Origin of the sequence: Microcoleus sp. B3-A4, from assembly GCF_036705385.1 — a bacterium.
GTDB lineage: Bacteria > Cyanobacteriota > Cyanobacteriia > Cyanobacteriales > Microcoleaceae > Microcoleus.
Genome location: NZ_JAUBUI010000070.1, coordinates 1 through 22998 on the forward strand (window position 1 = coordinate 1; position 22998 = coordinate 22998).

Here is a 22998-nt window from a genome sequence, read left to right on the forward strand (position 1 = left end):
GAGTACAAGTTTCAACCCTGACTCCAGGCAAGGCTAATAGATAGTCTAAATGGAAGCTCATAACGGTAAATGTATTACTAGGTACATTTTACACCATAAACTCAGGAGAGCCAGCACCGGATTGGTTTTTCGTGCCGCAAGTGCATCCAGTTGCTGAGGGGACGATTCGCCGCAGCTATACGCCGAATTTGGAGGGTGCGCCGGTATCGGTGGTGATGGAGTTTTTGTCTAATGAAGATTACAGCGAATTGTCTGTGCGATCGACTCCTCCCTACGGCAAGCTCTACTTCTACGAACAGATTCTGCAAGTGCCCACCTACGTCACCTACGACCCCTACGAGCCCAAGCTGGAAGTGCGGTATCTGCAAAATGGAGCCTATGAAACGCAGGCTGCTGATGTTGAGGGACGGGTGCGGATTCCAGAGTTGGATTTGTGGCTGGGGATTTGGTCGGGGGAACGTCTGGGCCAAACTATTAACTGGCTGCGCTGGTGGGATTCGCAGGGAAATTTGCTGCTGTGGAGTTCGGAACAGGCCCAGCAGGAACGGCTGCGGGCTCAACAGGAACGCCAGCGGGCGGATGTATTGGCGGCAAAGTTGCGGGAGTTGGGTGTCGATCCCGATCGGCTGGCTTGAACGGGCGGGATGTTCGTTAGTTAGCCGTAGGGTGCGTCGCGATCGAACTTTCTGTATAGCTCCCTGATTTGGGAAGCTATACAGAAACTTTCTGTATAGCTCCGTGATTTGGGTAGATAGGCTGAAACTTTCTGTATAGCTCCCTGATTGGGGTGGATAGGTCGAAAGTTTCTGTATAGCTTCCTTTGTAATTCATAAGTTAACCTGATTCCATCGAATCGACCAGTGATTTTCTCAAAAGAATTCTAAAGGACCGAATTTTCAGTCGATGGTCTGAATAGATCTTGAACCAAACCCATGCCAATCCGCCGGATGCTTCGTCCTAGGATGCCGGTGAATTCCAGATCGCCACTCAAGAGTCGGGTGACGAGTCGGGTGCCTTTGGGATGTTTGACACCATATTTAGAGCAAAGTTTGGGAAAGCGATAGAACATAAAGGCGAGCTGACGGGCGGCGTCGAAGTTGGTGGCAAACTCAGCATGGATGCGATCGCTATATTGGTGCACCTTCCCTTCGGCCACACAGTTGCCCGCAATCACGCCACTTCTGACCGCATGGAGGATGCCATCCCCAAACACCGGGTTAATCAACCCCGCCGCATCACCCGCTAGCAATAGTCGTCCATCGGTCGTATGCAAGGGTTCTCGGCCATTCCAGATGGGCAAGGGATGGGCATAAAACTTCAAGGCTTCTCGTTGGTAGGGAATTTGCAAATGATCCATATATTCAAAAATCGTGCGCTGAATTTCCCCACGGGCCTTGGGATCCTGGCGGGCATCCCGATAGCGGGAATGGAACACGCCTGCGCCAATATTGAGGTGATTGGCTTTTGGGAAAATCCAGGCATAGCCACGGGGAATGGCACCATATTCCACATGGATCGTGTCGGGCTTGAGAATGGGGTGGTTGGCATCCCATGCGTGGGGGAGTTCGATTTCCATGCCCAGGGCGATCACCGGATTCTGTCGCAACTTGGCAACCTTAGCCACAATTCCATTCGCGCCATCTGCCCCAATCACCTGGCCGGCCGTTGCCACAAACTCCCCTCCTTGACCGGAATCCCCATTGGCTTTCATGGCCTTTGCCCGCACCGTTACCCGGCTTGATTCCAGTTCCAGAGATCGCACCGCTAACCCATCCCGCAGTTCTACCCCTGCCTGAACAGCCCGAAGAGCCAAAGCTCGGTCAAACAGAGTCCGCTGCACCATCCAGAGAGAATAGTGGTCATCGCTATCGGGCAGATTCATCGCCCCCAGGTAGGGATCGCCAAACTGCCAGGTATGCCGCATATACCGCACATTGCATTCCACCACTGCATCAGGAACCAGATCCTGGAGGACTTGGTGGATGGCAACCGGGGTTCCCCCACCGCAGGGTTTATGGCGAGGCAAGGAATATTTTTCTAGCAAAGCAACTTTCAACCCCCGCTGGGCAGCCGTTGCCGCTGCCACCGTCCCCGCTGGGCCCGCACCACACACAATCAAGTCATAATGGGTCATTCGATCTTTCCTATGCTTCTGAGTCAGTAACATTTAATCAGAAACTGCCAATGATTTCGCTGAATTCCGTTTCCATACTGGGAGAGTTAGTCAACTTCATCAGGGAGTGCAATATGAAATTTCTGATTGGTGTCTTGGTCAGTGCATTGGGAGCATCTCTGCGGAGAGTAAATTACATCCCGCCCAAGAAGCCGATCCAGAACTCAAGGTGCAATCCATAGCCTATGGTAAGCTACGGTTCCCGCGCCATCTAAGTTCCGGCAATTTTGAGTTCCAAGTGTCGGGCGTTGATGCGGCCAATGTGACCGCATTTCACATCCATTGCGGGGCACCGGGTGTGTTGGAACCGAGCGTTGTGGACTTTTGGCAGTAGTTAGCCGTAGGGTGCGTCGAAGAAAGAAAATTTACAAAGAAAGAGCGACAATCTCACAGCGACGCACCACACAATAGTCAGGTGCGTCGAAGAAAGAAAATTCACAAAGAAAGAGCGAAGTTTCAGCAGCGACGCACCCTACAAAATACTTCCGAAAATGGAGGCAGAGCCTCCGGAGCTGCGTTACCAGGCAGAGCCTGGTAACGACGAGTAGACGAGTAAATAAATTAAGTTGCTGGGGGAATTGTGATATCAACAGATTGCACTTTTACCGAAGTTCCCAAACTCGATAACGGCGGTTGAATTGCTGCGGTATTTCCCACTACTAATGTTACCAGATTCTCGGGTTTCAAGTAAGTCTTAGCTACGCGCTGCACATCAGCAATTGTTGCTGCTTCGATGCTGCGGCGGTAGCGAAAAATGAAATCTTCGGGATAACCGTAGTATTCGTAGCGGATTAATCGCGACAAAGTTTGACTGGGATTTTCAAATTTGAAGATGAAAGAATTCAGGGTGGAATCTTTAGCAAAAGCTAATTCTTCCGGGGTAATTGGTTCGGTGCGGATACGATCGATCTCCGCGCGAATTGCCTGGATAAACGGTACTGTTGCGTCCGATCGCGTTTGGCCCCCAGCGAAAAACACCCCCGGATAGTCATATCTCGGACTCCACGCCGCGTATACTGAATAAGCTAAGCCTTGGCGCGATCGCACATTATTAAACAAACGGCCGCCGAAACCGTTGAGAACCCCATTCATCACGTCCAAAGCACCGTAATCTGGACTGCTGAGCATTCCGCCCAAATGTCCCATTTGCACGTAACTTTGACTTAATTGCGGCTGATTTACCAAAAATATGCCGCCCCCATTTGCTGGCGATACCCTTGGTAGCGCAGGCACTTCTGCTTTTTGAGTCGGTTGCCAGTTGCCAAATTTTTGCTCGACGAGCGATCGCATTTTAGCTGTATCAAAGTCGCCAGAAATACCCAAAATCATATTCTTGGGGTGGAAATATTTCTGGTAGAAACTCACCACATCGTCGCGGGAAATATTGGCGAGGGTTTTGTATTCTACCGTGCGCGCGTAAGGACTGCGATCGCCATAAATTAACTTTTCAAACTCGCGGCCGGTAATCTCGTTAGGATCGTCATTGCGGCGGGCGATCGCACCTTGAGTTTGATTCTTCGCTAAATCTAACTTTTCCTTAGCAAATATTGGTTCCCGAATCACTTCCGAAAATAGGTCAAATACGGGTTCCAAATCTTCAGCTAAAGCACTAAAATTAGCAGTGCCAGAACTAACATCAATCCCCGTTTCTACCGAAGCTGCTCGCTGTTCTAGCAACTGATTTAGTTCATCAGCCGTATGTCGGCTCGTGCCGCCAGTTCGCATCACTTCTCCCGTCAAACTTCCCAGTCCGATTTTATCGGCAGGTTCAAAGCGCTCGCCCGTGCGAAATAGCGCCGTTCCCCCGACTAACGGGAGCTCCCGGTCTTCCATCAGATACACCCGGATACCATTTTTCAGCTCGAAGCGAGTATATTTAGGCAGTTTAATTTCTGGCACCGCCGGGAATGTTAATTCGTCGTAGTGTTTCGGTGCCGCTGCAAAGGAAGGTAACAAATTAAACGTGCCCAGTGAAACAGTAAAAAAGCAAAGCGACAGCAGAAATAACTTTACTTTTTTCAGTCTCAATTTAGTCCTTTTCATTCTTTCTCCTAAGTTATACATTCTGACAAATGTTGACTGTTGACTGTTCGCTGTTTGCTGTTGGCTCACAACTGACAACTGACCCTTCGACTACGCTCAGGGCAACGCAACTGACAACTGACAACTGACAACAGTCAACAGCCAACTGACAACTGACAACTGACTTCTTACAGTGACAAAAGCTTACCAATCGTGCGATTTTCCGGGCGGAAAGTTGCCTGAGCGACACGCTGAATGTCAGCGGGAGTAACAGCCGCAATCGCATCTAATTCCTTGAACAAATTTCGCCACGAACCGGTGTTTACTTGATAGTCCACCAGCGCAAATGCCATGCCCATATTAGAATTGAGCGATCGCAACAAACCGGCTCTCGCCTGAGTTTTCACCCGATCCAATTCCAAAGCAGAAACCGGCTCAGTTTTCAGGCGCTCAATTTCCTTGCTCAAAGCCGAGGCTACTTCATCAACCGTGCGGCCCGGAGCAGTTTGAGCGTAAAATAACATCAAATTCGGATACTTTTCCCCTGGATAACCGCTGGAACCTTGAGCCACCAGCGCCAATTGCTGCTCTTCTACCAAAGATTTGTAAAGCCGAGAAGTGCGGCCATCGCTGAGCAAAGAACCAATCATTTCATAAATCGCATTGTCGGGATGATTCATCGCCGGTTTGTGGTATCCTTCCAAATGCCAAGGTTGAGTTTTTAATTGCAGCGTGACTTCTTGAGTTTGCGTTTGGGGAGGTTCGACAATCTGCAATTCTGGAGGCGCTGGTTTCGCCTTGTAACGGCCGAAATAAATTTGAGCGAGTCGCTTCACCTCCGAAGCTTTCACGTCTCCTACCACCGCAACAGTCAGTTTGCTGGGGACGTAGTGAGTCTCGAAAAACTTCTGCACGTCGCTGCGGCTGAGGTTTTGAATGTCTTCAGTGGAGCCAATTACAGGGCGGCGGTAGGGATGAGCAGAGAAAGCTTTGTTGGCAAAAACTTCAACCATTTGTCCGATCGGAGAATTCTCGGTTCGCAGCCTGCGCTCTTCTAAAATTACCTGTTTTTCTTTGTAAAATTCCCGAAATACTGGTTCTAGAAATCGCTCGGATTCCAGCGACATCCACATTTCTAACTTATTAGCTGGAAGGCTGTAAAAATACATTGTGGCGTCGGTGGAGGTAGCGGCATTTAGTCCGACTCCGCCTGCTTGTTCGACTATTTTGCCGAGTTCGTTGCGCTTGACAAATTGCGAAGCTTCGGCTTCAATTTTGTCAAATTCTGCTTTTAATTTGGCGACTTCTTCAGTTTTGCCGCTGGCCTTGGCTGCTTGCATTTGCTCGAAGAGTTGGTCTTGTTTTTCTAGCAGCGGCTTTTCGGCTTGGTAGTCGGTAGTGCCGATTTTTGGCGTGCCTTTGAAGGCTAAATGTTCGAGATAGTGAGCGACTCCTGTTTGGCCGTCGGGTTCGTTTGCGCCGCCGACATCGGCGTGAATCAGAAACGATGCTACGGGCGCTCTGGGCCTTTCGAGTACGATGAATTTCATGCCGTTGTCGAGCTTAAATTCGCTGACTTGGCTGATGACTCGATCGAGCGACGGTTGAACAGAGACTGCTTGGGAGCCACTAGCGGGGTTGGGGCGGGCGAGGGCGGTTTCGGGAGAAATTCCCCACCACAGCAGTACAGCGGCCAGCAGGGAGGCTATGAATCGAGTTTGGCGATCGGGCGATTCCCTACGGGATAGCTTCGCTTCACGGGGTTTTTGGAACTGCGGGGTCATTCGATTTGCGATTATGGATTTGGGATTGTCAAACAAAAAAATGTTTGTGCTCGGCGGCCAGAGATTCTTTTCTAAGGATAAAGATTTTTAGAGGCATAAGCGATCTGTTGCGCGGCAGATGTTACGCTGATACAGCAAATCTCAAAAAGGGTCTGGAGTTGAGCGAGGAGTTTTAAGTTTGGGATCAAAGCCGCGCACAACTTAAAACTTAACATTATTTAGCCCTTCAGTCCCGAACCCGTAGTTCCAAGTCGGAAATTACCGATTGCAAAGCCATGCGAATTTTTAATCAGTCTCCTCCTTCTGAAACAGAAACCAAGAAGCGGATTTTACAAGCCGCTCAGCGGTTGTTTGCCCGCAGCGGATACGACGGCACGACAACTCGCGATTTAGCAGCGGCGGCGGGGGTGGCGGAGGGTACGCTATTTCGGCATTTTGACAATAAAAAAGCCATTTTGATTGAGGTGGCGACGGAAGGATGGGTGGAGTTGCTGACGGATTTGCTGACGGAATTAAGCGAGATGGGCAGTTACAAAGCAGTGGCTCAGGTGATGCGGCGGCGGATGCTGAATATCCGCGAGAATAGCGACATGATGCGGGTGTGTTTTTTGGAGGCGCAATTTCATCCGGATTTGCGCGACAGAATTCAGTTGGAAGTCATCGGAAAAATGAGCGATGTGGCTGAGGCTTTTTTTGAAACGGCGATGGAAAAAGGAGTTTATCGGCAGATGAATCCGAAGATTGTCGCTCAGGTATTTTTGGGAATGTTTGCAGTCGCGGGCTTCAGTCAAAATACGATTATGGAGCCGAATGCTTCTCCGCAGGAAATGCAGGAAATGGCCGAAGGACTCGCAGATATTTTTCTGAATGGGGTTTTGCTGAAAGATGAATAATTAGGGCAACAGGAAAAGATGTTATGGGTCAAATTTTGCACTATTCTATTCGGCCGCTAACCCAGGAAGACGAGCCTTTTCTGTGGCAAATGCTGTATGAAGCAGCGCACATAGCCGAAGAAGGCGAATCAACGGTGCAAGCGGTTGTCAATCATCCTTTAATTGCGAAATATGTCAAGAATTGGGGACGTGCAAACGATTTGGGCTTCGCAGCAATCGAATTGAACGGGAACCAGCCAGTAGGAGCCGCCTGGCTGCGTTTGTTTACAGAGGATGACAAGGGGTTTGGCTGGGTTGACGATACTATCCCGGAATTGGCGATCGCCGTTCTTCCAGAATATACAAATCAGGGTGTAGGAACGCAGTTGCTGGATCGTTTGTTGTCAGCAGCACAAGTCTCTTATCGATCGGTATCCCTGAGTGTCAGAAGCTCGAATCGGGCCCTGAGTTTGTACGAGCGATCGGGATTTAAAGTAATTGACGGAAGCGAGACAATCAACCGCACAGGAGGGACATCATTCACCATGAAAGTTGATTTTGACTAAGTGAATTATTACTCTATAAATTCGTACATTTGCTGTACCCAATTTTCACGGTTTTCCTGCCATTCATCCGTCACTACTTCCCAAGTTGTATTGCTTTCAAGTTCCAGCAATAGACTTGATACTTCTTCCAGCGTCGATGCTATATGACATTCTTCTAGCCAACTTTCACGGAGCATTTTCCAGAGGCTTTGTACCGCTTCCCGCTGAAAATTTGCTTCTAATTCAACTAGCAATTTGGCTAGGTGGTTTTCGTCAATTGCTGCTGACACCTCGCTCATCCAACAGTTGCGACGTTCTTTCCATTCTTCCGTCACTGCGTCCCCGTTTAGGTGGGCTTGAAACTCTAACAGTAATTGGTTTAGTTCTACCATATCAAGTTTTTTATTGTTTGTAGTTTGTGCTATAATGGTACAAATTTTATTGATTTAAACTGTTGGTTTTTTATAATGAGCGATGTGGCTGAGGCTTGTTTATAAACGGCGATGGAAAAACAAGTTTATCCAAAGATGAATCGGAAGATTGTCGCTCAGGTATTTTTGGGAATGTTTGCAGTCGTGCCCTTCAGTCAAAATACGATTATGGAGCCGAATGCTTCTCGGCAGCCAATGCAGGAAATGGCTGAAGAACTCGCTGATATTTTTCTGAATGGGGTTTGGCAGAAAGAGGAAGAATTAGTCATTAGTTATTAGGAAATTTTAGAGCCTGAAAACGCAATATCTACAGGCTCTGACTCCTCGAAACTACTCGTTAAACTTGTGCATTTGCTGTACCCATTTATCGCGATTCTGCTGCCATTCATCAGCCATAGCTTCCGAATTTATATTGGTTTCTAGTTCGAGCAATAAACTTGATACTTCTTGCACAATCGAGGCTGCCAGACATTCTTCTACCCAACGGTTGCGACGCTCTTCCCACTGAATATCAACCGATTTACCCTGCAAGTTAGATTGCCATTCAACTAGCAATTCTGATAGATATGTTAGGTTAACGGATGCTGCCACATCGCTCACCCAACTTGATCGGCGCTCTTGCCATTCTTTTTTCACTCCTTCCGATTTGAGGTTGCTTTCAAGCTCTAACACTAACTGATTTAGTTCTACCATCTTAAATGTTTGACTTTTTGTAGTTTCTGCTACAATTCTACCATAAATTCAAATAAACAGAGTGTTAATTTTTTGACAGATTGCGGTCGCAGTGAAACTACATAATAGATAACTGAATAATGAGCGATGAATTTACTTTAGATATGCTAGACATTCCCAGCGGTTGGAGGCGCGGCGAAGGGGACTGGACAGGAGTGGCGAGGGCTCTTGCTAGAGGGGAAACTGTCGAAGTAATTCAAGAAGTTGGTTCGACTTTGTGGCAAAACAGTCTGCCAGAAAAACATTCTTTGTATTGGGAGGGGGGAAATATCTCAACTATCAAAGCCAGAATTTGGATTAGTTTTACGCAGAGAAGATTTTCGCCGGAATCTGCTTTGCCAAAGGTTCAGTGGCATCCAAGAGTGTTGTGGATAGGGATAGGTTGTGAACGCGGAACAGGGCGAGAATCAATCGAAATAGCGATTAAACAAGTATGTCGCGCTAATCATTTAGCGGAAAGTGCGATCGCAGGTATTGCTACAATCGACACTAAAGCAGGTGAAGTCGGCTTGCTAGAACTTTGTCAAGCGCGAAACTGGCCGTTAAAAACCTTTGCTGCTGACATTTTAAGTTCCGTAGAAGTCCCCAACCCTTCAAATATTGTAGTCAAAGAAGTCGGGACGCCCAGCGTAGCAGAAGCCGCAGCACTTTGTGCGATCGAACTGATATCTTGTACCATTCTCAACAACAGGCAAGATGCCTGTTCCACAAAAAGTGAATCTGCTTGTGGGGTGGACATCCTGCCCGCCCGTAAAAGGCTTTTAGTCCCTAAACAAATCTTTCGCAGCAAAAATCCCCCCCTTTCACAAGGAGGGGTTAGGGTAGGTTCTGCCGTAACAGTAGCGGTTGCAGTTTCCCCGATCGAGTATCTGGGATAATGTATTACTGAGACAAAGTATTGGCATTCACAAATCGACCAATCAACCCAGAAACGAATGACAACACTATGGAACCACACAAAGCCGGCCAAAAACCGTCAACCGTAAAGCCGATATTGAACGCACCCGCTAACCAGGAAGCCAGGGAAAGCGAAATTGCATTCACAACAAATAAAAACAAACCTAAAGTAATAATGGTCAAAGGCAGCGTCAGCAATGTAATAATCGGTTTGACAACCGCGTTCACCAATCCGATAACAAAAGCAGCCAGCATCGCCGCCGGAAAGCTAACCACCGCCATACCTGGTACAATGTTAGCGGTAATGATCAGCGACACCGCTGCTACTATCCAAGTTAAGAAAAAACTTAGCATATCTTTTTTTCCATCTCCATCACTATTAATTAAGATTGTAGCGGTTTAGTCGATCGACCAAAGTTCGGGATACACTACGAAATACCCACCTTGCGAGAATATCAGACTTATGAAACTCCGGCAACTAGCTGCATTCCTTTTGGCGCTAACTATCTTCATCCTGCCGCAGCCAGCCCAGGCTCAATCTAAATATTACGCTCCGCCGTTGTCCTTTAGCAACGCCGAACTGACAAGACGCGATTTTTCCGGTCAAATGCTGCGCTCTGCCGAGTTTTCTAACGCTAATATGGACTTGACTAATTTTTCTAATGCCGATTTGCGGGGAGCAATTATGAGCGCTTCGGTGATGACTCAGGCGAATTTGCACGGCGCCAATTTAACTAATGCCATGATAGATCAAGTTAAATTTACTAATGCCGATTTAAGTGATGCAATTTTAGCGGAAACAATTTTGCTGCGTTCTACTTTTGACGGAGTTGATATCACCGGCGCTGACTTTACCGACGCAATTATGGACGGCTCACAAGTTAAAGAATTGTGCACAAAAGCCAGCGGTATTAATTCTCAAACAGGGATTTCTACTCGTGATTCCTTGGGATGTCGCTGATTTATTTTATAATTCCATAATTTCAATTTGTGGAACGGGCATCTTGCCTGTTCCGGGCTAGAAGCCCACCCCACAAAATCAATACACAAAATAAATTTGTTTGTGGAACAGGCCCGAGAGTCCGTTTAGGGCGGGCTAGAAGCCCACCCCACAATCAATAAATACAACAAATAAATTTGTTTGTGGAACGGGCATCTTGCCTGTTCCGGGCTAGAAGCCCACCCCACAATCAATAAATACAACAAATAAATTTGTTTGTGGAACGGGCTCTCAGTCTTCTGACAGCCTAAACCAAATTTACTAAGGCTTGGCTTTTTTCTGAGCAGCCGCATAATGCTCACTCATTAATTGATTAACTTCTGGATTGTAAATCCGCAGATAATTCCAGTAATTCTCAAACACCGATTTCACGTATCCTTTCGTTTCAGGAAACGGAATCTTTTCCGCAAAAGCATCCGGGTCATTAAAATTAAACCTCTTCAACCAATCTGATACTGCATTTGGCCCGGCATTATAACTCGCCACAGCTAACATCGAGTTATTCTTGTACTCGTCGTGAGTGTGATCCAAATACCACGTACCGAGTTTAACGTTGTCGTCCACATTCTCCAATGAATACTTTTTGAGGCTGATTTGAGCGGCAACCCAAGCTGCTGTTTCCGGCATTACTTGCATTAGACCGGTGGCGCCAACTGAGGATTTGATTGCGGGCATAAACCGCGATTCTTGCCGGATTAATGCTGTTACTAATACAGGATTTATTTTGCGTTCTTGCGACCACTTGACAATGGTTTCTAAGTAAGGAAAAGGATAAAGTGCTTGCCAATAAATCGGTTGCTGTCTGAGTTCGAGGTATTGGGTTCTATCATCTGGTTTATCGCGCTGCCCTAAACTACCAACCATCCACAAACCGTCTAAATTGTCTCCAACTGCTACTCGCATTAAACCGTCAGTAAACTGTTCCGCAATACTTGGTTCTACGCGGTCGATAAATTCTACTTGCCACAGCGTCCAAGCATCTCTATCTTGACCTAATTGATAGAGTTCTTTCAACGCAGGAGAACCCGCAGTTGGTTCGGGGCGCTGAGGCGGTCGGACTACATTGGGAGACAAATCTCGGACTGTGGTAAAGTCGCCGACTGGCCAGCCAAGAAGTACAGCCGATCGCCACGCAAAATATGATTCGGGATAACGTAAGATCGTGTAGTCAAACGCCGTCTTGGCGTCTTCTTCGCGGCCGAGTTGCTGTGCCCATTTCCCGACCCAAAATGCTGCTTCTGGAGCTTGTTCGCTGTCGGGATTGTGGGTGGTTAATTCTCTCGCCCACTGCCAAGCTGATTTTAAATCTCCGCCTTTGGCAAACTGCTGGGCGATCGTCCACCGCAATTCGCCTGCTTTATCAGAATTATTGTATTTTGTCAAGAGCAACTTCCGGGTATCTGAGGCGGATTGACCGCTGCGTGCTTTGTCGAGAAGTTGGGATTTATCTAACAAAGCTTCGGGGGCATAATTGGGGAATTTGCTAATAACTCGATCGAGATAAACGATCGCATCCTTTGGCTCGCTCAGTCGCGACAGCCGAATTAAACCCAAACCAGTATCTTCGGCATCGGGAAACTCGCGCACTAATTCTTGATAGGCAATTCTCGATTCCGGGATTTTTCCGTCGAGCCACAAACCGCGAGCTTTTCGGTAAAGATTTTTGGCGTTGCGGGGAGCTTTCCCGTAAGCAATAGCTCCTTTGCCGTAATCTTGTTTTTCCCAATAGCCAAAGGCAATTTCTTCCCAATCTTCCGGTTTCAAAGAGGCGCTGTTTCGCTGCACCAGTTGTTCCAAAATTGTCCCGTAATCTTTGACATAATGACCGTGTTTTGCTACGAGCAGCATCAACTGCGGCTGATTGGGATTTTCTTTTAACTTGCGAAGGGCAATTTCTACGCTGCGGGGATGACCAGGAAATTCAGTAATTGCCTGTTGCCAATATTCCGGTTTTGACTTGCCTAAAACATATAAAGCTTCCGCTGCTACCGGGTCGCTCGGATAGTTTTTGAGCAGTTCCTGCCAAGCTTTTTGGGCTTTGCCTTTGTCGCCACTTAATTGGTAAGCTTGCGCCCTTTTTAGGGCAATGTTAGCAGCTAAAACCGGATATTCTTGCTCTAATTTGTCCAATAACTTTAATGCTTTGGCGGCATTTCCTTGCTGGATTAAATCGCTGGCAAGCAGATAGCGGGCGCGGCTTTGAGGGGAGATTTCCTGCTGCGGGTTCGTACTTGCAGACTGACTGGTTGCGAGTTCAACTAATTTCGCCGATCGCTCGCTCGGTGACAGCGACACCAGCATCTTGACTTGCGATTCGGAATTCGCTGCATTCTGGGGCTGCTGAGCCTTCTGGACTGAGCCAAAACCCATCCATTTCATCGCAGCAACCAAAGAGCCGATCGCAATAACGCAAACTGAAACGCTGATTAAAACAGAAAATCGGGCCCGGCGTCGTTTTAGCATGGGAAAATTTAAGAGAATAACAATAGATAACCGATCGTTTGTCAAAAGCCATCACAGGCAGGATGGGTGTTCCACGCCATCACAGGCAGGATGCCTGTTCAACGAGAAATAAATGTTAATAGTGGGGCAAAAACGCACAGCCGACCCCCACACAGATGATTGAGATTGGTGGAAGATCCGATCGCAGGCGGACTTGGCTGATATAGTAGCAGAATTTATTTTGATGTGGAGCCGAAAATTTGTGCGATCAATCTATTTGCCCGCACCAAGGAAAAACCACAAACCACCAAGTACAAAGTACAATCAAAAATCTAAAATCTAAAGTGTAAATCAAAACATGGAATTTCTAGTCACCGATACGCCCCGCTCTGTTTGGACCGGAGACGCCCTGGCAATTGGTCTATTTGAGGACGGCTTGGAACTCACCGGCGAGCTGGCACAATTAGATGAAAAGCTTGCAGGCACTTTGAAAGAGCTGCTACTGGAAGTAGATTTTAAGGGCAAAGTGGGTACGAGCGCCATCACCCGCGTCGGCGGCAATAATCCCATTCGCAAAATTGCGATCGTCGGTTTGGGCAAAACAGAGGACTTAAAATTAGACACCGTGCGGCAAGCTGCGGGCGTGTGCGCCAAGTTAGCCAAAAAAGAGAAATGCAAAACCCTCGGGATTAGCTTTCCGGTGTGGAAAAACGCGCCGGATGTTACAGCAAGCGCGATCGCCGAAGGTGTAGAACTCTCCTTGAATCAAGACAACCGTTTCAAATCGGAACATGAAGACAAAAGCCCGCAACTCGAACAAATTCATTTGCTCGGTTTTGCCGGTACCGAAAGTGCGATCGCCCGCGCCCGCCAAATCACTGCCGGAGTCATTTTAGCACGCGAATTAGTCGCAGCGCCGGCAAATTTTGTCACCCCGATTACCATGGCAGAAACTGCTCAAAGTCTGGCTGCCGAATGCGGTTTAGAATTAGAAATATTGGAGCGGGAAGACTGTGAAAAACTAGGGATGGGAGCCTTTCTCGGCGTAGCCCTAGCATCTGATTTACCACCAAAATTCATCCATTTAACTTACAAACCCGAAGGCACGCCGCGCCGCAAAATAGCTATTGTGGGCAAAGGATTGACCTTTGATTCTGGGGGTTTAAACATCAAAGGTGCGGGCAGCGGCATTGAAATGATGAAAATAGATATGGGCGGCGCTGCTGCTACTTTGGGAGCGGCAAAGGCGATCGGACACATCAAACCCGATGTGGAAGTTCACTTTATCAGCGCCGTCACTGAAAACATGATCAGCGGCCGCGCCATGCGTCCTGGAGACATCCTTACAGCTTCCAACGGCAAAACAATTGAGGTCAACAATACCGACGCTGAAGGCCGTTTAACCTTGGCTGATGCTTTGGTATTTGCTGATAAATTAGGACTTGACGCGATTGTCGATTTAGCAACTCTAACCGGGGCCTGCGTAATTGCTTTAGGCGACGATATCGCGGGTTTGTGGAGTCCTCAAGATAGCGTCGCCGCCGAAATAGTCGCCGCCTCAGAATTGGCAGGCGAAAAATTTTGGCGAATGCCGATGGAAGAAAAATATTTTGAGGGTTTGAAAGCCTTGCACGCCGACATGAAAAACACAGGCCCGCGTCCCGGCGGTTCCATTACGGCGGCGCTATTTTTGAAGCAGTTTGTAAAGGATACTGCATGGGCGCATTTAGATATTGCCGGCCCGGTTTGGAGTGACAAAGAAAATGGCTACAATGGCCCTGGGGCTACCGGTTTTGGAGTTCGGACTTTGGTGCATTGGGCGCTGGGCGGCGCTTAAGTGTGGATTTCGAGCGCATAAATTGAGATTTTCTCTGCCTTAAAAGTCTGCTAGTCCATGAGAGAGCCTGGGGTTTAAGACCCCAGGCTCACAGCTTAAGTCATCTAAAAGCAAACTTAATAACGATCATTAAAAATTTAAATGTTTCATAAGCCATAAGGAGGCGAACCTATCTATTCCCTCACTGCGAGGAACGTAAGCGTTGCGAGCAGTGACGATCGGCATTCCTCATACTTGGGATAAAGCTTGGTTCCCGGGGCCCAACCTCGACATTTTTGACATTCGCTGAAAAAATAGCGGTTTCAGAAAAAATGAAAAAAGTATATAATTATGTAAATATTTCACTAGCCAAAATCAAATAATTAGATTTGATCGGATTTGCATTGGTACAGATAATTTTTTTCTTGAACTTCATGCAAGAACAATTAACAATTTTTTTTTCACCACTTGCTGTATCTTCCGCACTCGGGTGCAATGCGGTGCCGGAGTTGCGACTGTACGCTGTTTTTGACTCGCTGACGGCACTGGCTTATTGCTCGATCGCCCTATCTTTAGTTTATTTTACCCGCCAAGGTTCTCACCGCAGGATTTTCCGGGTGTTTGCCGTTGTTTTTTTTGTCTGGGGCGCGGCTAAATTGACGGAAGTTTGGACATTTTGGCATTCCATATATTGGCTGTCGGTAACTCTCAAAGCTACAAGTGCTTTGATTTCTTGGCTTTTAGTGGCAATCGCCCTCGCCCTGATGCCAAAAGCACTTGCCGAGTCTGGTTTCAATCAAAGAGAAAAATTTCAACAACAGTCGTTAAAACAGGTAGAAGAAAATCAGCACCAGCATGATATCGAGAAAGGAGAATTGGCAAAACAATCGATCGATTTTTACGCTTCAGATACTATTGTCGATCGCACTTTAGCTCTCAATTCGCTTAACGAACAGTTAGAAAAAGAAATTGCCGATCGCCAGCGGGTTGAGGAAAAGTTGCAACTGACTCAATTTGCGATCGACCGATCGGCAGATGCGATATTCTGGATCGGGCCCGACGGTAAATTTTTGTACGTCAACGACGCTGCTTGCACTTCATTGGCATATTCTGCAGCAGAATTGCTCTCGATGACCGTGCACGACATCAATCCAGATTTTCCCCAAACTGCTTGGAGTTTGCACTGGAAAGTCTTAAAACGCTGCGGTTCGGTTAATATTGAAGTTCACCACATCACTAAGTACGGTCGCATTTTTCCGGTAGAAATTACGATCGACCATTTGGAATTTAACGGCAAAGAATATCAGTGCGCGTTTGCTCGCGACATTAGCGAGCGCAAGCGGATTGAGGCAGCTTTGCGGGAAAGAGAAGAAGAATTTAGGTCATTAGTTTCTAGCATTCCCGGTGCAGTTTACCGTTGCAGTGCTGCTGGGCGATCGAGCCTAACTTTTATCAGCAGTGGCATCGAAGCTATTTCTGGCTATCCCGCAGCTAACTTTATGCAAAAACCGGTGCAGGCTTTTCCGAGTATAGTTCATCCCGATGACGCTGAGCACATCGAGACAATTATCGATCGGGCTATTAAGACAAAACAACCTTACATCATCGAATATCGCCTAATTCACTGCGACGGAAATGTGCGGTGGGTTGCAGAGAAAGGTCAAGCCCTTTTCAACGCAGACGGTGAAGTTTTATCCCTCAACGGCGCCATTTTTGACATGACAGAGCGCAAAGCAGCCGAGGATGCTTTGCGGCTCTCCGAGGCGATCGCCAACAACAGAGCCCAGCAGCTAGAAATCGCTCTCAAAGAACTTCGAGAAACTCAAGCTCACCTAATTCATACCGAAAAAATGTCAAGTCTCGGTCAAATGGTAGCTGGAGTAGCTCACGAAATTAATAACCCTGTCAGTTTTATCTACGGCAATATTTCCTACGCCACTCAATATATTCGAGACTTGTTGCAGCTTGTAGAACTTTACCAAAAACACTATCCTCAGCCCGTGGTAGAAATTCAACAATGTATTGAGAATATCGATTTAGAATTTATGACAGAAGATTTACTAAAAATATTATCTTCGATGAAAATGGGAGCCGATCGCATTCGCGAAATAGTTCTGAGTTTGCGAAACTTCTCGCGTTTAGACGACTCGGTAAAAAAACTTACTAACCTTCACGAAGGCATAGATAATACCCTCTTAATATTGCACAACAAACTCCGAGCCAGAGGCGACTATCCAGAAATAAAAATAATCAAAGATTACGGTCAACTCCCTTTAATAGAATGTTATGCAGGTCAGCTCAATCAGGTATTTATGAATCTGCTTAGCAACAGTATTGACGCCTTGGAAGATGCTTGCAACCAAAAAAGGCGAGCTGCGGCCGGCGGCGACGATTGGAAACCCACTATTAGCATTCGCACAGAAGCCCTGAACGAAAATAGTATTTGCATCCGCATTGCCGATAATGCGATCGGCATGACAGAAGACGTGCGTAGCCGATTGTTCGATCCGTTTTTCACGACAAAACCGATGGGAAAAGGCACTGGTTTGGGGTTAGCCATCAGTTACCGAATTGTGGCGGAAAAACACGCCGGAGCCTTGAGCTGCCGTTCCACGGTAGGAGAAGGTACGGAATTTGCGATCGAGATTCCTTTATAAATTAGTGCAACGGAAGTATCAAGAATTTGGCAGAAGTTATCGCTCACTATAAATTGTCAACTGGGCTGTAAAAAAAAATCAATTTTCAAGAAAAATCCCCAAATTGGCTATAAACTACCAAGGTAATAATCAACATGGCAATGATATCGTAAACTCCGTCCCTTCTCCTAATACAGAATTTACCTCGATTGTACCGCCGTGTTTCTCAACTACAATCTGCCGTGCGATCGCCAATCCCAATCCCGTCCCTTTACCCACACCTTTAGTTGTGAATAAGTGGTCAAAAATATGACCTTTTATCTCATCTGATATCCCTGGCCCGTTATCATAAAGGCGAATCGTCACCCACTCCTTAGACTTCATTTCTGTCCGAATCGTGATGCAATTGGCTGGGGCTTTAATCTTCTCTAAACTCCGTTCCCGATTTGATTCTTCCAGGGCATCAATGGCATTGGCCAATATATTCATAAACACCTGATTTAATTGTCCGGGGAAGCAATCCACTGAGGGCAAGTTCCCATACTCTTTCACAACTTCAATCGCTGGACGCTGCTCGTTCGCTTTCAATCTGTGTTTGAGAATCAAAATCGTACTGTTAATTCCGTCATGAATATTGAAAGGAACTTTGTAATCTTTGTCGGCTCGGGAGAAGGTACGAAGACTGGTGCTGATGCCTTGGATGCGATCGCACCCGATTTGCATCGAATTCAACATTTTGGGTAAATCTTCTAAGAGATATTCGATATCGCTGTCTTCAGCTTTTTCTTCAATCTCCTCTCCCGGACTGGGAAATTTTTCTTTATAAAGTTGCAAGTATTCTGTAATATCTTTGACGGCGGCGATCGCTTCATGAATATTGCCAGAAATAAATCCAACAGGATTATTAATTTCATGGGCAACCCCGGCTACTAAATTCCCCAACGCCGACATTTTTTCGCTCTGTACTAATTGCAGTTGAGATTGTTCCACCTGGTGAGCGTAGTCCTGGGCTTGCTGATACAATCGCGCATTTTCTAGGGAAATGGCAGCCTGAGTGCAGAGAAAGTTGAGGACGAGGAGGCGATCGCGAGTAAACACTCCTTTTGTCGAGCTATGTTCGAGATAAAGTATGGCAACTAAGTTCCCGCGATCGAGAATCGGAGTACATAGCATACTCTGAGAGTGATACTGGAGCTTACAGTCATTCATTAAACCCGGAATATCGGTCTTGCCACCTTCAATAACCACAGTTTCCAGGGTGTGTTTGACATAATAAACCAGTTTGAGCGGAATCACCGCCGAACCCTCTATAGGTTGGGTTTGCAGTAAGGTTGTGGGTAACTCGTTATCTGGATTGATGTGACTTATTGCCCGGATTTGCCATTCATCCTGATGGGGGAGTAGCAAAGCACAAGTTTCTGCCCCAGAAGTTTTCAAAATAATTTGATTGAGGGTACTGAGCAATTCATCAATCTGAATTTTACTGGATAAAGCTTGAGCAGCTTGCACAATAGATGCGAAATCTAGGGCATCGGAAATACTGGTGCTGCTATTACTGGAAGTCTGCGAAGAGTGGCTAATCGTTGCCAGCGTCTCTAGAGGATTAAAGCGAAGTTTGGGCTGATTTAGGATAGGTAGAAGTAATTGGGGATACCTTTTTTCTAAGTCTTCTATTTTGGCTAGTGCTCCCCAACGGGCATAACAGTAATATGCTTCCTGCATATAGCTGGCGGCAACTTTTTCTTTGCCCCACTCCCAGTAGAATTTGGCGGCGAGTTCGTTGGCTAATCCTTCCTCTTGGATATAACCGTTTTCCTTGGCTCCTTTAATTGCTAAATCATAAAATTCGATAGCTTCTGTTTTGCAATTGAGGAGTTGATGCTTTTGGGCTTCAACTAAATGATATTTGTGCAAGTAATTCATGGGGCCATAATCGGCCCAGTCTTTGAGCTTGGCTTGATTTTCTTCCATTCGCTGCCATCGAGGCTCGGACTGCGACATCGATTCACCAGGAGTGGCCAGCACGTTCAGAGAATCATAGAAGTAGAAGATCGGTTCAACAATACTTCCCATCCCTCCAGCCAAATAGTGTCGCGTTTGAGCGGCATCGTGTTCTGCTTTAGCAAAGTCTTCCAACCAGTAATTCAATGTGAATCGATACAAGTAGAAGAAGGATAGTCGGTAAAAATCGACCTTGGCCTGGGCCAGGACTTGTTCTTCATAGGCATCCTGGCGTAAGGGAATTTCGTCCTCTGACTGACCCAAGAGAATTTGAGCCGCCTGCAAGTACGCCAACACACAGTTTGCTGCTGTGACTTGGTGGAGGTCGCACAACTGTTGGTAATAGGCGCGAATTTGCGGTTCGAGTTCAGCTAGCGGTTGACCGCACCAATAAGCATTGAAGCAGTACAACTGGGCGTCGTAGCCCATAAATTCTAGATTGCCCGTTTCCAATCCAGCTTGATAGCCATCGAGAAGAATGGGCAGCGATTCTTGCAGATGGGTCGTCCAATGACCAACATATCCCCCCATTAACAGGGCTGTTGCGGCTCGAATATTTTTGGCATCCGGTTCTAAGGCGAGTTGGTATCCTAATTGCCCAAACTGAGGCACCTTTGTCATGTCTCCCCACAGAATTCTCAGTTGGAAGGCGTAACCAGCGTAGCAATAAGGCGAAACAGGACTATTTCCAAATTGAATTGATAATTTGACCTGTAGAGCAACTATTAGGAAATAAAGCTTTGAGCCTGTCATGTAACAGACGGGTGTAAGACGAGCCGCATTTTGCATAATTGCTAACTGCTGGGCATCAGTCATGTTCGGCAGATGAATGAATGTCTCTATTGAGCGATCGCTAATTAAGGCATCGATTTCCTGCTTAAGCTGTCCAATATCTTCTAACGTTGGGCTGTCTGGCAAGTTCACTCCCAACATTTGGAAGACAGATTGACCGATCGCGATCGCCTCGACAAATTTATTGTGGGCGACCAATGCCTGGATTTTGACTTGATAAACTTGCACCTGTTCTAAAGGTGTTTTCGCACGATCGATCACTGCTTGAATCCACTGGTGCATCTGCTCAAAATCGCCTGCCAAGAAAGCCACCTCGGCAGCTAAGTCGTGCAGGCATAGGGTCATTTCGTAATGCCGTTCCCAAGCGTCTGTTCCCAGCAGTTGCAGCCCCACTGTGGCATATTCGCGGGCTGCTTGATAGGCAGTTGCCGATCTCGCTTTGCGGCAAGCAATCAGGTTGAGTTGGGCGAGTTGCTCCCTTTCGGGTTGTTCTACAACCAGTATGGTTCCGTAGTTCAACTGATTGACTAATTCAAAAATGCGTTCTTCTCTGGCTTCTGCTGAAATTTGTTGCAGCAGCAGTTGCCCGATTTGATAATGGGCGATCGCGCGTTCTTCTTCCGGAATCAAAGAATAAGCGGCTTGTTGGACGCGATCGTGCAAGAAGCGATAGACAACTGTTTGAGAAGTACCTCGATCGATATTTTCTTCTTCCCCTACATAAAATTTATAAATCTCACTCTGAGGTAAAACAAAACCTTCCTGTAAAGTTTTCCACAAAGCCGTTGCCGTTCCCGTCTCCGAGATTTCCGAAACAATTGCTAATGTTGTCAGATCGAACTGATTGCCAATGCAAGCGGCTAATTTTAAAACCTCCTGAGTTTCCACTGGCAATTTCTGTAACTGCTGCGCCATGAATTCAACTACATCATCCGTCAGTGCTGCTTCGGTTATTTTGCTAATACAGCACTCCCAATATCCTGCTTTAATATCAAAAACAATCAACTCATCTTGATGCAATGCCTTAAGAAACTGCGTCGCAAAAAATGGGTTTCCTTTTGTCTTCTTATACACCAAGTCAGTCAGCGGTTCTGCTAACTTAGGAGAACAAGTCAGCGTATCTGCTACTAATTGATTCAAACTGGTTCGAGCCAGAGGTGCTAGTGTAATGGTATTGACTATTGCCCCGATTTTTGTGACTTCATCTAAAGTCAACATTAAGGGATGGGCAGCGGAAACTTCATTGTCTCGATAGGCTCCAATTAGTAGCAGGTGACTGGACTGGGATTCACCTATAAGCAACTGCATCAACTTTAAAGATGCCGAATCGGCCCACTGCAAATCATCCAGAAACATCACTAAGGGATGTTCTTTTGTGGTATAAACAGAGATAAATTTTTGGAACAGCAAATTGAACCGATTTTGAGCAGCACTCCCTGACAATTCTGGGGCTGGGGGTTGTTGTCCGATAATCCGTTCTAGTTCGGGAATTACTTCGATAATGACTTGTCCGTTGTCACCAAGGGCTGCTAAAATTTTGGTTTTCCATGCTTGGAGTTGGAGATCGCTTTCACTGAGCAATTGTGTCATTAAATCGCGGAATGCTTGCACAAATGCCGAAAAGGGAATATTGCGATTGAACTGGTCAAATTTACCTTTAATGAAATAGCCATGCTGTCGGACAATGGGTTTTTGAACTTCATTAACCACCACGGTTTTTCCTATGCCGGAAAAGCCTGCAACCAGCATCATTTCGCTGTTGCCTTGTGCTACTCGTTCAAAGGCTTCTAAAAGTTGCTGTATTTCTCGTTCTCGACCGTAGAGTTTTTCGGGGATGAGGAAGCGATCGCATATATCCCGCGTTCCCAACTCAAATGTTTCAATCTTTCCAGTTTCTTGGCACTGCTGCAAACACCGTTCTAAGTCATACTTCAATCCCAAGGCACTTTGATAGCGTTTTTCGGCATTCTTTGCCATCAACTTCATCACCATATCCGAAACCACCTGCGGGATTTCTTTGCTGTTTATTGCAGGAGGTTGTTTGGCAATATGGCAGTGAACCAACTCCATCGGGTCGTCACATTCAAATGGCAGTTTTCCTGTCAGCAGTTCGTAAAATGTGGCTCCCAGAGAATAAAAGTCGGTGCGGTAGTCGATGCCTCGGTTCATTCTTCCGGTTTGTTCGGGAGAAATATAGGCGAGGGTTCCTTCTAAAACGTTGGGATTTTGAATTTCTTGAGTTTCTCTCGGCAGTAGGGAGGCGATGCTAAAGTCAATCAGTTTGACTTGTTTAGTTTCTGGATGTATGAGGACGTTAGCTGGCTTAATATCTTTGTGGATGACTCGATGCCGATAGAGTCCATGGAGAATGTCAGTTATTTGAATGCCAATTTCCAAGATTTCTGCCAGAGTCAGCGAGGCCTCTTGGGCGTAGTCTCGCAGAGAAATGCCGCCACAATCCTCCATTACTAGGGCATAGCTGTGGCCATAAAACTCCAAATTGTAGGGTTCAACGACTCCAGGCAGACGTAGGTTTTTGGCTATGGTGTATTGGTTGCGGAATTGCAGCAGTTCGCTGAAGCTGGGATAGTCTCGATTTAATAGTTTAATGACAACCGGAATCTGGTCTGTTTCTCGAATGGCTCGATAAACTAGGGTTCTGGAACCACAGTATAATTGCTCACCCAGATGATATCCTGAAACTCGCTTCGTCAAATCCACTGCTGCGCTCATCTGGATTACCCCATCTCAGACATTGACTATTGTAACTAATTATACACTTTTATTTGTTTAGTCTCAGGAAAATAGAACTGCGAAATCCCCAGGCGACAGACTCTACCGCTTTTATTTCTTTT

At 46.6% G+C, this 22998-nt stretch carries 15 protein-coding genes and 1 pseudogene; 8 read left to right on the plus strand and 8 right to left on the minus strand.

Annotation, left to right across the window (positions count from 1 at the left end; all coding sequences use genetic code 11):
- Nucleotides 1-95 precede the first annotated feature (95 nt).
- The gene (locus QUB33_RS22365; protein WP_333354473.1) at nt 96-635 is read left to right on the plus strand and encodes a Uma2 family endonuclease; all 540 of its coding nucleotides are present in this window, start codon (nt 96-98) and stop codon (nt 633-635) included.
- 245 nt (nt 636-880) lie between these two features.
- On the opposite strand, the gene QUB33_RS22370 is transcribed toward QUB33_RS22365, so the two are convergent.
- The 3 genes from QUB33_RS22370 to QUB33_RS22380 all read right to left on the minus strand — a co-directional run bounded on the left by QUB33_RS22370 (nt 881) and on the right by QUB33_RS22380 (nt 5979).
- The gene (locus QUB33_RS22370) at nt 881-2134 is read right to left on the minus strand and encodes a geranylgeranyl reductase family protein (RefSeq protein ID WP_333354418.1); all 1254 of its coding nucleotides are present in this window, start codon (nt 2132-2134) and stop codon (nt 881-883) included.
- Between the two features lie 600 nt (nt 2135-2734).
- Nucleotides 2735-4216: a pitrilysin family protein gene (locus QUB33_RS22375; protein WP_333354421.1), complete on the minus strand. Its 1482-nt coding sequence runs from the start codon at nt 4214-4216 to the stop codon at nt 2735-2737.
- 167 nt (nt 4217-4383) lie between these two features.
- On the minus strand, nt 4384-5979 hold the full coding sequence (locus QUB33_RS22380; RefSeq protein WP_333354424.1) for a pitrilysin family protein: 1596 nt from the start codon (nt 5977-5979) through the stop codon (nt 4384-4386).
- 275 nt (nt 5980-6254) lie between these two features.
- On the opposite strand from QUB33_RS22380, the gene QUB33_RS22385 reads away from it, so the two are divergent.
- Both QUB33_RS22385 and QUB33_RS22390 read left to right on the plus strand, forming a co-directional pair.
- Nucleotides 6255-6872: a helix-turn-helix domain-containing protein gene (locus QUB33_RS22385; RefSeq protein WP_333354428.1), complete on the plus strand. Its 618-nt coding sequence runs from the start codon at nt 6255-6257 to the stop codon at nt 6870-6872.
- A gap of 23 nt (nt 6873-6895) precedes the next feature.
- Nucleotides 6896-7417, plus strand: coding sequence for a GNAT family N-acetyltransferase (locus QUB33_RS22390; protein ID WP_333354431.1), 522 nt, complete (start codon nt 6896-6898; stop codon nt 7415-7417).
- Between the two features lie 8 nt (nt 7418-7425).
- Here QUB33_RS22390 and QUB33_RS22395 read toward each other — a convergent pair whose 3' ends face one another.
- Nucleotides 7426-7788, minus strand: coding sequence for a hypothetical protein (locus QUB33_RS22395; RefSeq protein WP_333354435.1), 363 nt, complete (start codon nt 7786-7788; stop codon nt 7426-7428).
- A 75-nt stretch (nt 7789-7863) separates the two neighbouring features.
- On the opposite strand from QUB33_RS22395, the pseudogene QUB33_RS22400 reads away from it, so the two are divergent.
- Nucleotides 7864-8106, plus strand: a pseudogene (locus QUB33_RS22400) (TetR/AcrR family transcriptional regulator); the annotation flags it as partial.
- Between the two features lie 51 nt (nt 8107-8157).
- Here the strand turns inward: QUB33_RS22400 and QUB33_RS22405 are convergent.
- Nucleotides 8158-8520: a hypothetical protein gene (locus tag QUB33_RS22405; RefSeq protein WP_333354438.1), complete on the minus strand. Its 363-nt coding sequence runs from the start codon at nt 8518-8520 to the stop codon at nt 8158-8160.
- A gap of 119 nt (nt 8521-8639) precedes the next feature.
- Between QUB33_RS22405 and QUB33_RS22410 the strand changes: the two genes are divergently transcribed.
- Nucleotides 8640-9437, plus strand: coding sequence for a cobalamin biosynthesis protein (locus QUB33_RS22410; RefSeq protein ID WP_333354441.1), 798 nt, complete (start codon nt 8640-8642; stop codon nt 9435-9437).
- 4 nt (nt 9438-9441) lie between these two features.
- On the opposite strand, the gene QUB33_RS22415 is transcribed toward QUB33_RS22410, so the two are convergent.
- Nucleotides 9442-9810, minus strand: a complete 369-nt coding sequence (locus tag QUB33_RS22415; protein ID WP_333354444.1) for a phage holin family protein — start codon at nt 9808-9810, stop codon at nt 9442-9444.
- A gap of 109 nt (nt 9811-9919) precedes the next feature.
- On the opposite strand from QUB33_RS22415, the gene QUB33_RS22420 reads away from it, so the two are divergent.
- Nucleotides 9920-10417, plus strand: coding sequence for a pentapeptide repeat-containing protein (locus QUB33_RS22420; protein ID WP_333354447.1), 498 nt, complete (start codon nt 9920-9922; stop codon nt 10415-10417).
- Between the two features lie 300 nt (nt 10418-10717).
- On the opposite strand, the gene QUB33_RS22425 is transcribed toward QUB33_RS22420, so the two are convergent.
- Nucleotides 10718-12919: a transglycosylase SLT domain-containing protein gene (locus QUB33_RS22425; protein WP_333354451.1), complete on the minus strand. Its 2202-nt coding sequence runs from the start codon at nt 12917-12919 to the stop codon at nt 10718-10720.
- 337 nt (nt 12920-13256) lie between these two features.
- Between QUB33_RS22425 and QUB33_RS22430 the strand changes: the two genes are divergently transcribed.
- Both QUB33_RS22430 and QUB33_RS22435 read left to right on the plus strand, forming a co-directional pair.
- Complete coding sequence (locus QUB33_RS22430; RefSeq protein ID WP_333354454.1) at nt 13257-14735, plus strand: leucyl aminopeptidase; 1479 nt, start codon at nt 13257-13259, stop codon at nt 14733-14735.
- A 413-nt stretch (nt 14736-15148) separates the two neighbouring features.
- Complete coding sequence (locus tag QUB33_RS22435; protein ID WP_333354457.1) at nt 15149-17371, plus strand: PAS domain S-box protein; 2223 nt, start codon at nt 15149-15151, stop codon at nt 17369-17371.
- Nucleotides 17372-17500: 129 nt separating this feature from the next.
- Here the strand turns inward: QUB33_RS22435 and QUB33_RS22440 are convergent, their stop codons facing one another.
- Nucleotides 17501-22876 (minus strand): AAA family ATPase, encoded by a 5376-nt coding sequence (locus QUB33_RS22440; protein WP_333354460.1) that lies wholly within the window; start codon nt 22874-22876, stop codon nt 17501-17503.
- Nucleotides 22877-22998 lie beyond the last annotated feature (122 nt).

Bases quoted from the DNA above. Each gene is read 5' to 3' on its own strand.
- QUB33_RS22440 (WP_333354460.1), bottom strand. From the start codon at position 22,876: ATGAGCGCAGCAGTGGATTTGACGAAGCGAGTTTCAGGATATCATCTG.
- QUB33_RS22395 (WP_333354435.1), bottom strand. From the start codon at position 7,788: ATGGTAGAACTAAACCAATTACTGTTAGAGTTTCAAGCCCACCTAAAC.
- QUB33_RS22380 (WP_333354424.1), bottom strand. From the start codon at position 5,979: ATGACCCCGCAGTTCCAAAAACCCCGTGAAGCGAAGCTATCCCGTAGG.
- QUB33_RS22375 (WP_333354421.1), bottom strand. From the start codon at position 4,216: ATGAAAAGGACTAAATTGAGACTGAAAAAAGTAAAGTTATTTCTGCTG.
- QUB33_RS22430 (WP_333354454.1), top strand. From the start codon at position 13,257: ATGGAATTTCTAGTCACCGATACGCCCCGCTCTGTTTGGACCGGAGAC.
- QUB33_RS22405 (WP_333354438.1), bottom strand. From the start codon at position 8,520: ATGGTAGAACTAAATCAGTTAGTGTTAGAGCTTGAAAGCAACCTCAAA.
- QUB33_RS22435 (WP_333354457.1), top strand. From the start codon at position 15,149: ATGCAAGAACAATTAACAATTTTTTTTTCACCACTTGCTGTATCTTCC.
- QUB33_RS22370 (WP_333354418.1), bottom strand. From the start codon at position 2,134: ATGACCCATTATGACTTGATTGTGTGTGGTGCGGGCCCAGCGGGGACG.
- QUB33_RS22425 (WP_333354451.1), bottom strand. From the start codon at position 12,919: ATGCTAAAACGACGCCGGGCCCGATTTTCTGTTTTAATCAGCGTTTCA.
- QUB33_RS22415 (WP_333354444.1), bottom strand. From the start codon at position 9,810: ATGCTAAGTTTTTTCTTAACTTGGATAGTAGCAGCGGTGTCGCTGATC.
- QUB33_RS22420 (WP_333354447.1), top strand. From the start codon at position 9,920: ATGAAACTCCGGCAACTAGCTGCATTCCTTTTGGCGCTAACTATCTTC.
- QUB33_RS22410 (WP_333354441.1), top strand. From the start codon at position 8,640: ATGAGCGATGAATTTACTTTAGATATGCTAGACATTCCCAGCGGTTGG.
- QUB33_RS22385 (WP_333354428.1), top strand. From the start codon at position 6,255: ATGCGAATTTTTAATCAGTCTCCTCCTTCTGAAACAGAAACCAAGAAG.
- QUB33_RS22390 (WP_333354431.1), top strand. From the start codon at position 6,896: ATGGGTCAAATTTTGCACTATTCTATTCGGCCGCTAACCCAGGAAGAC.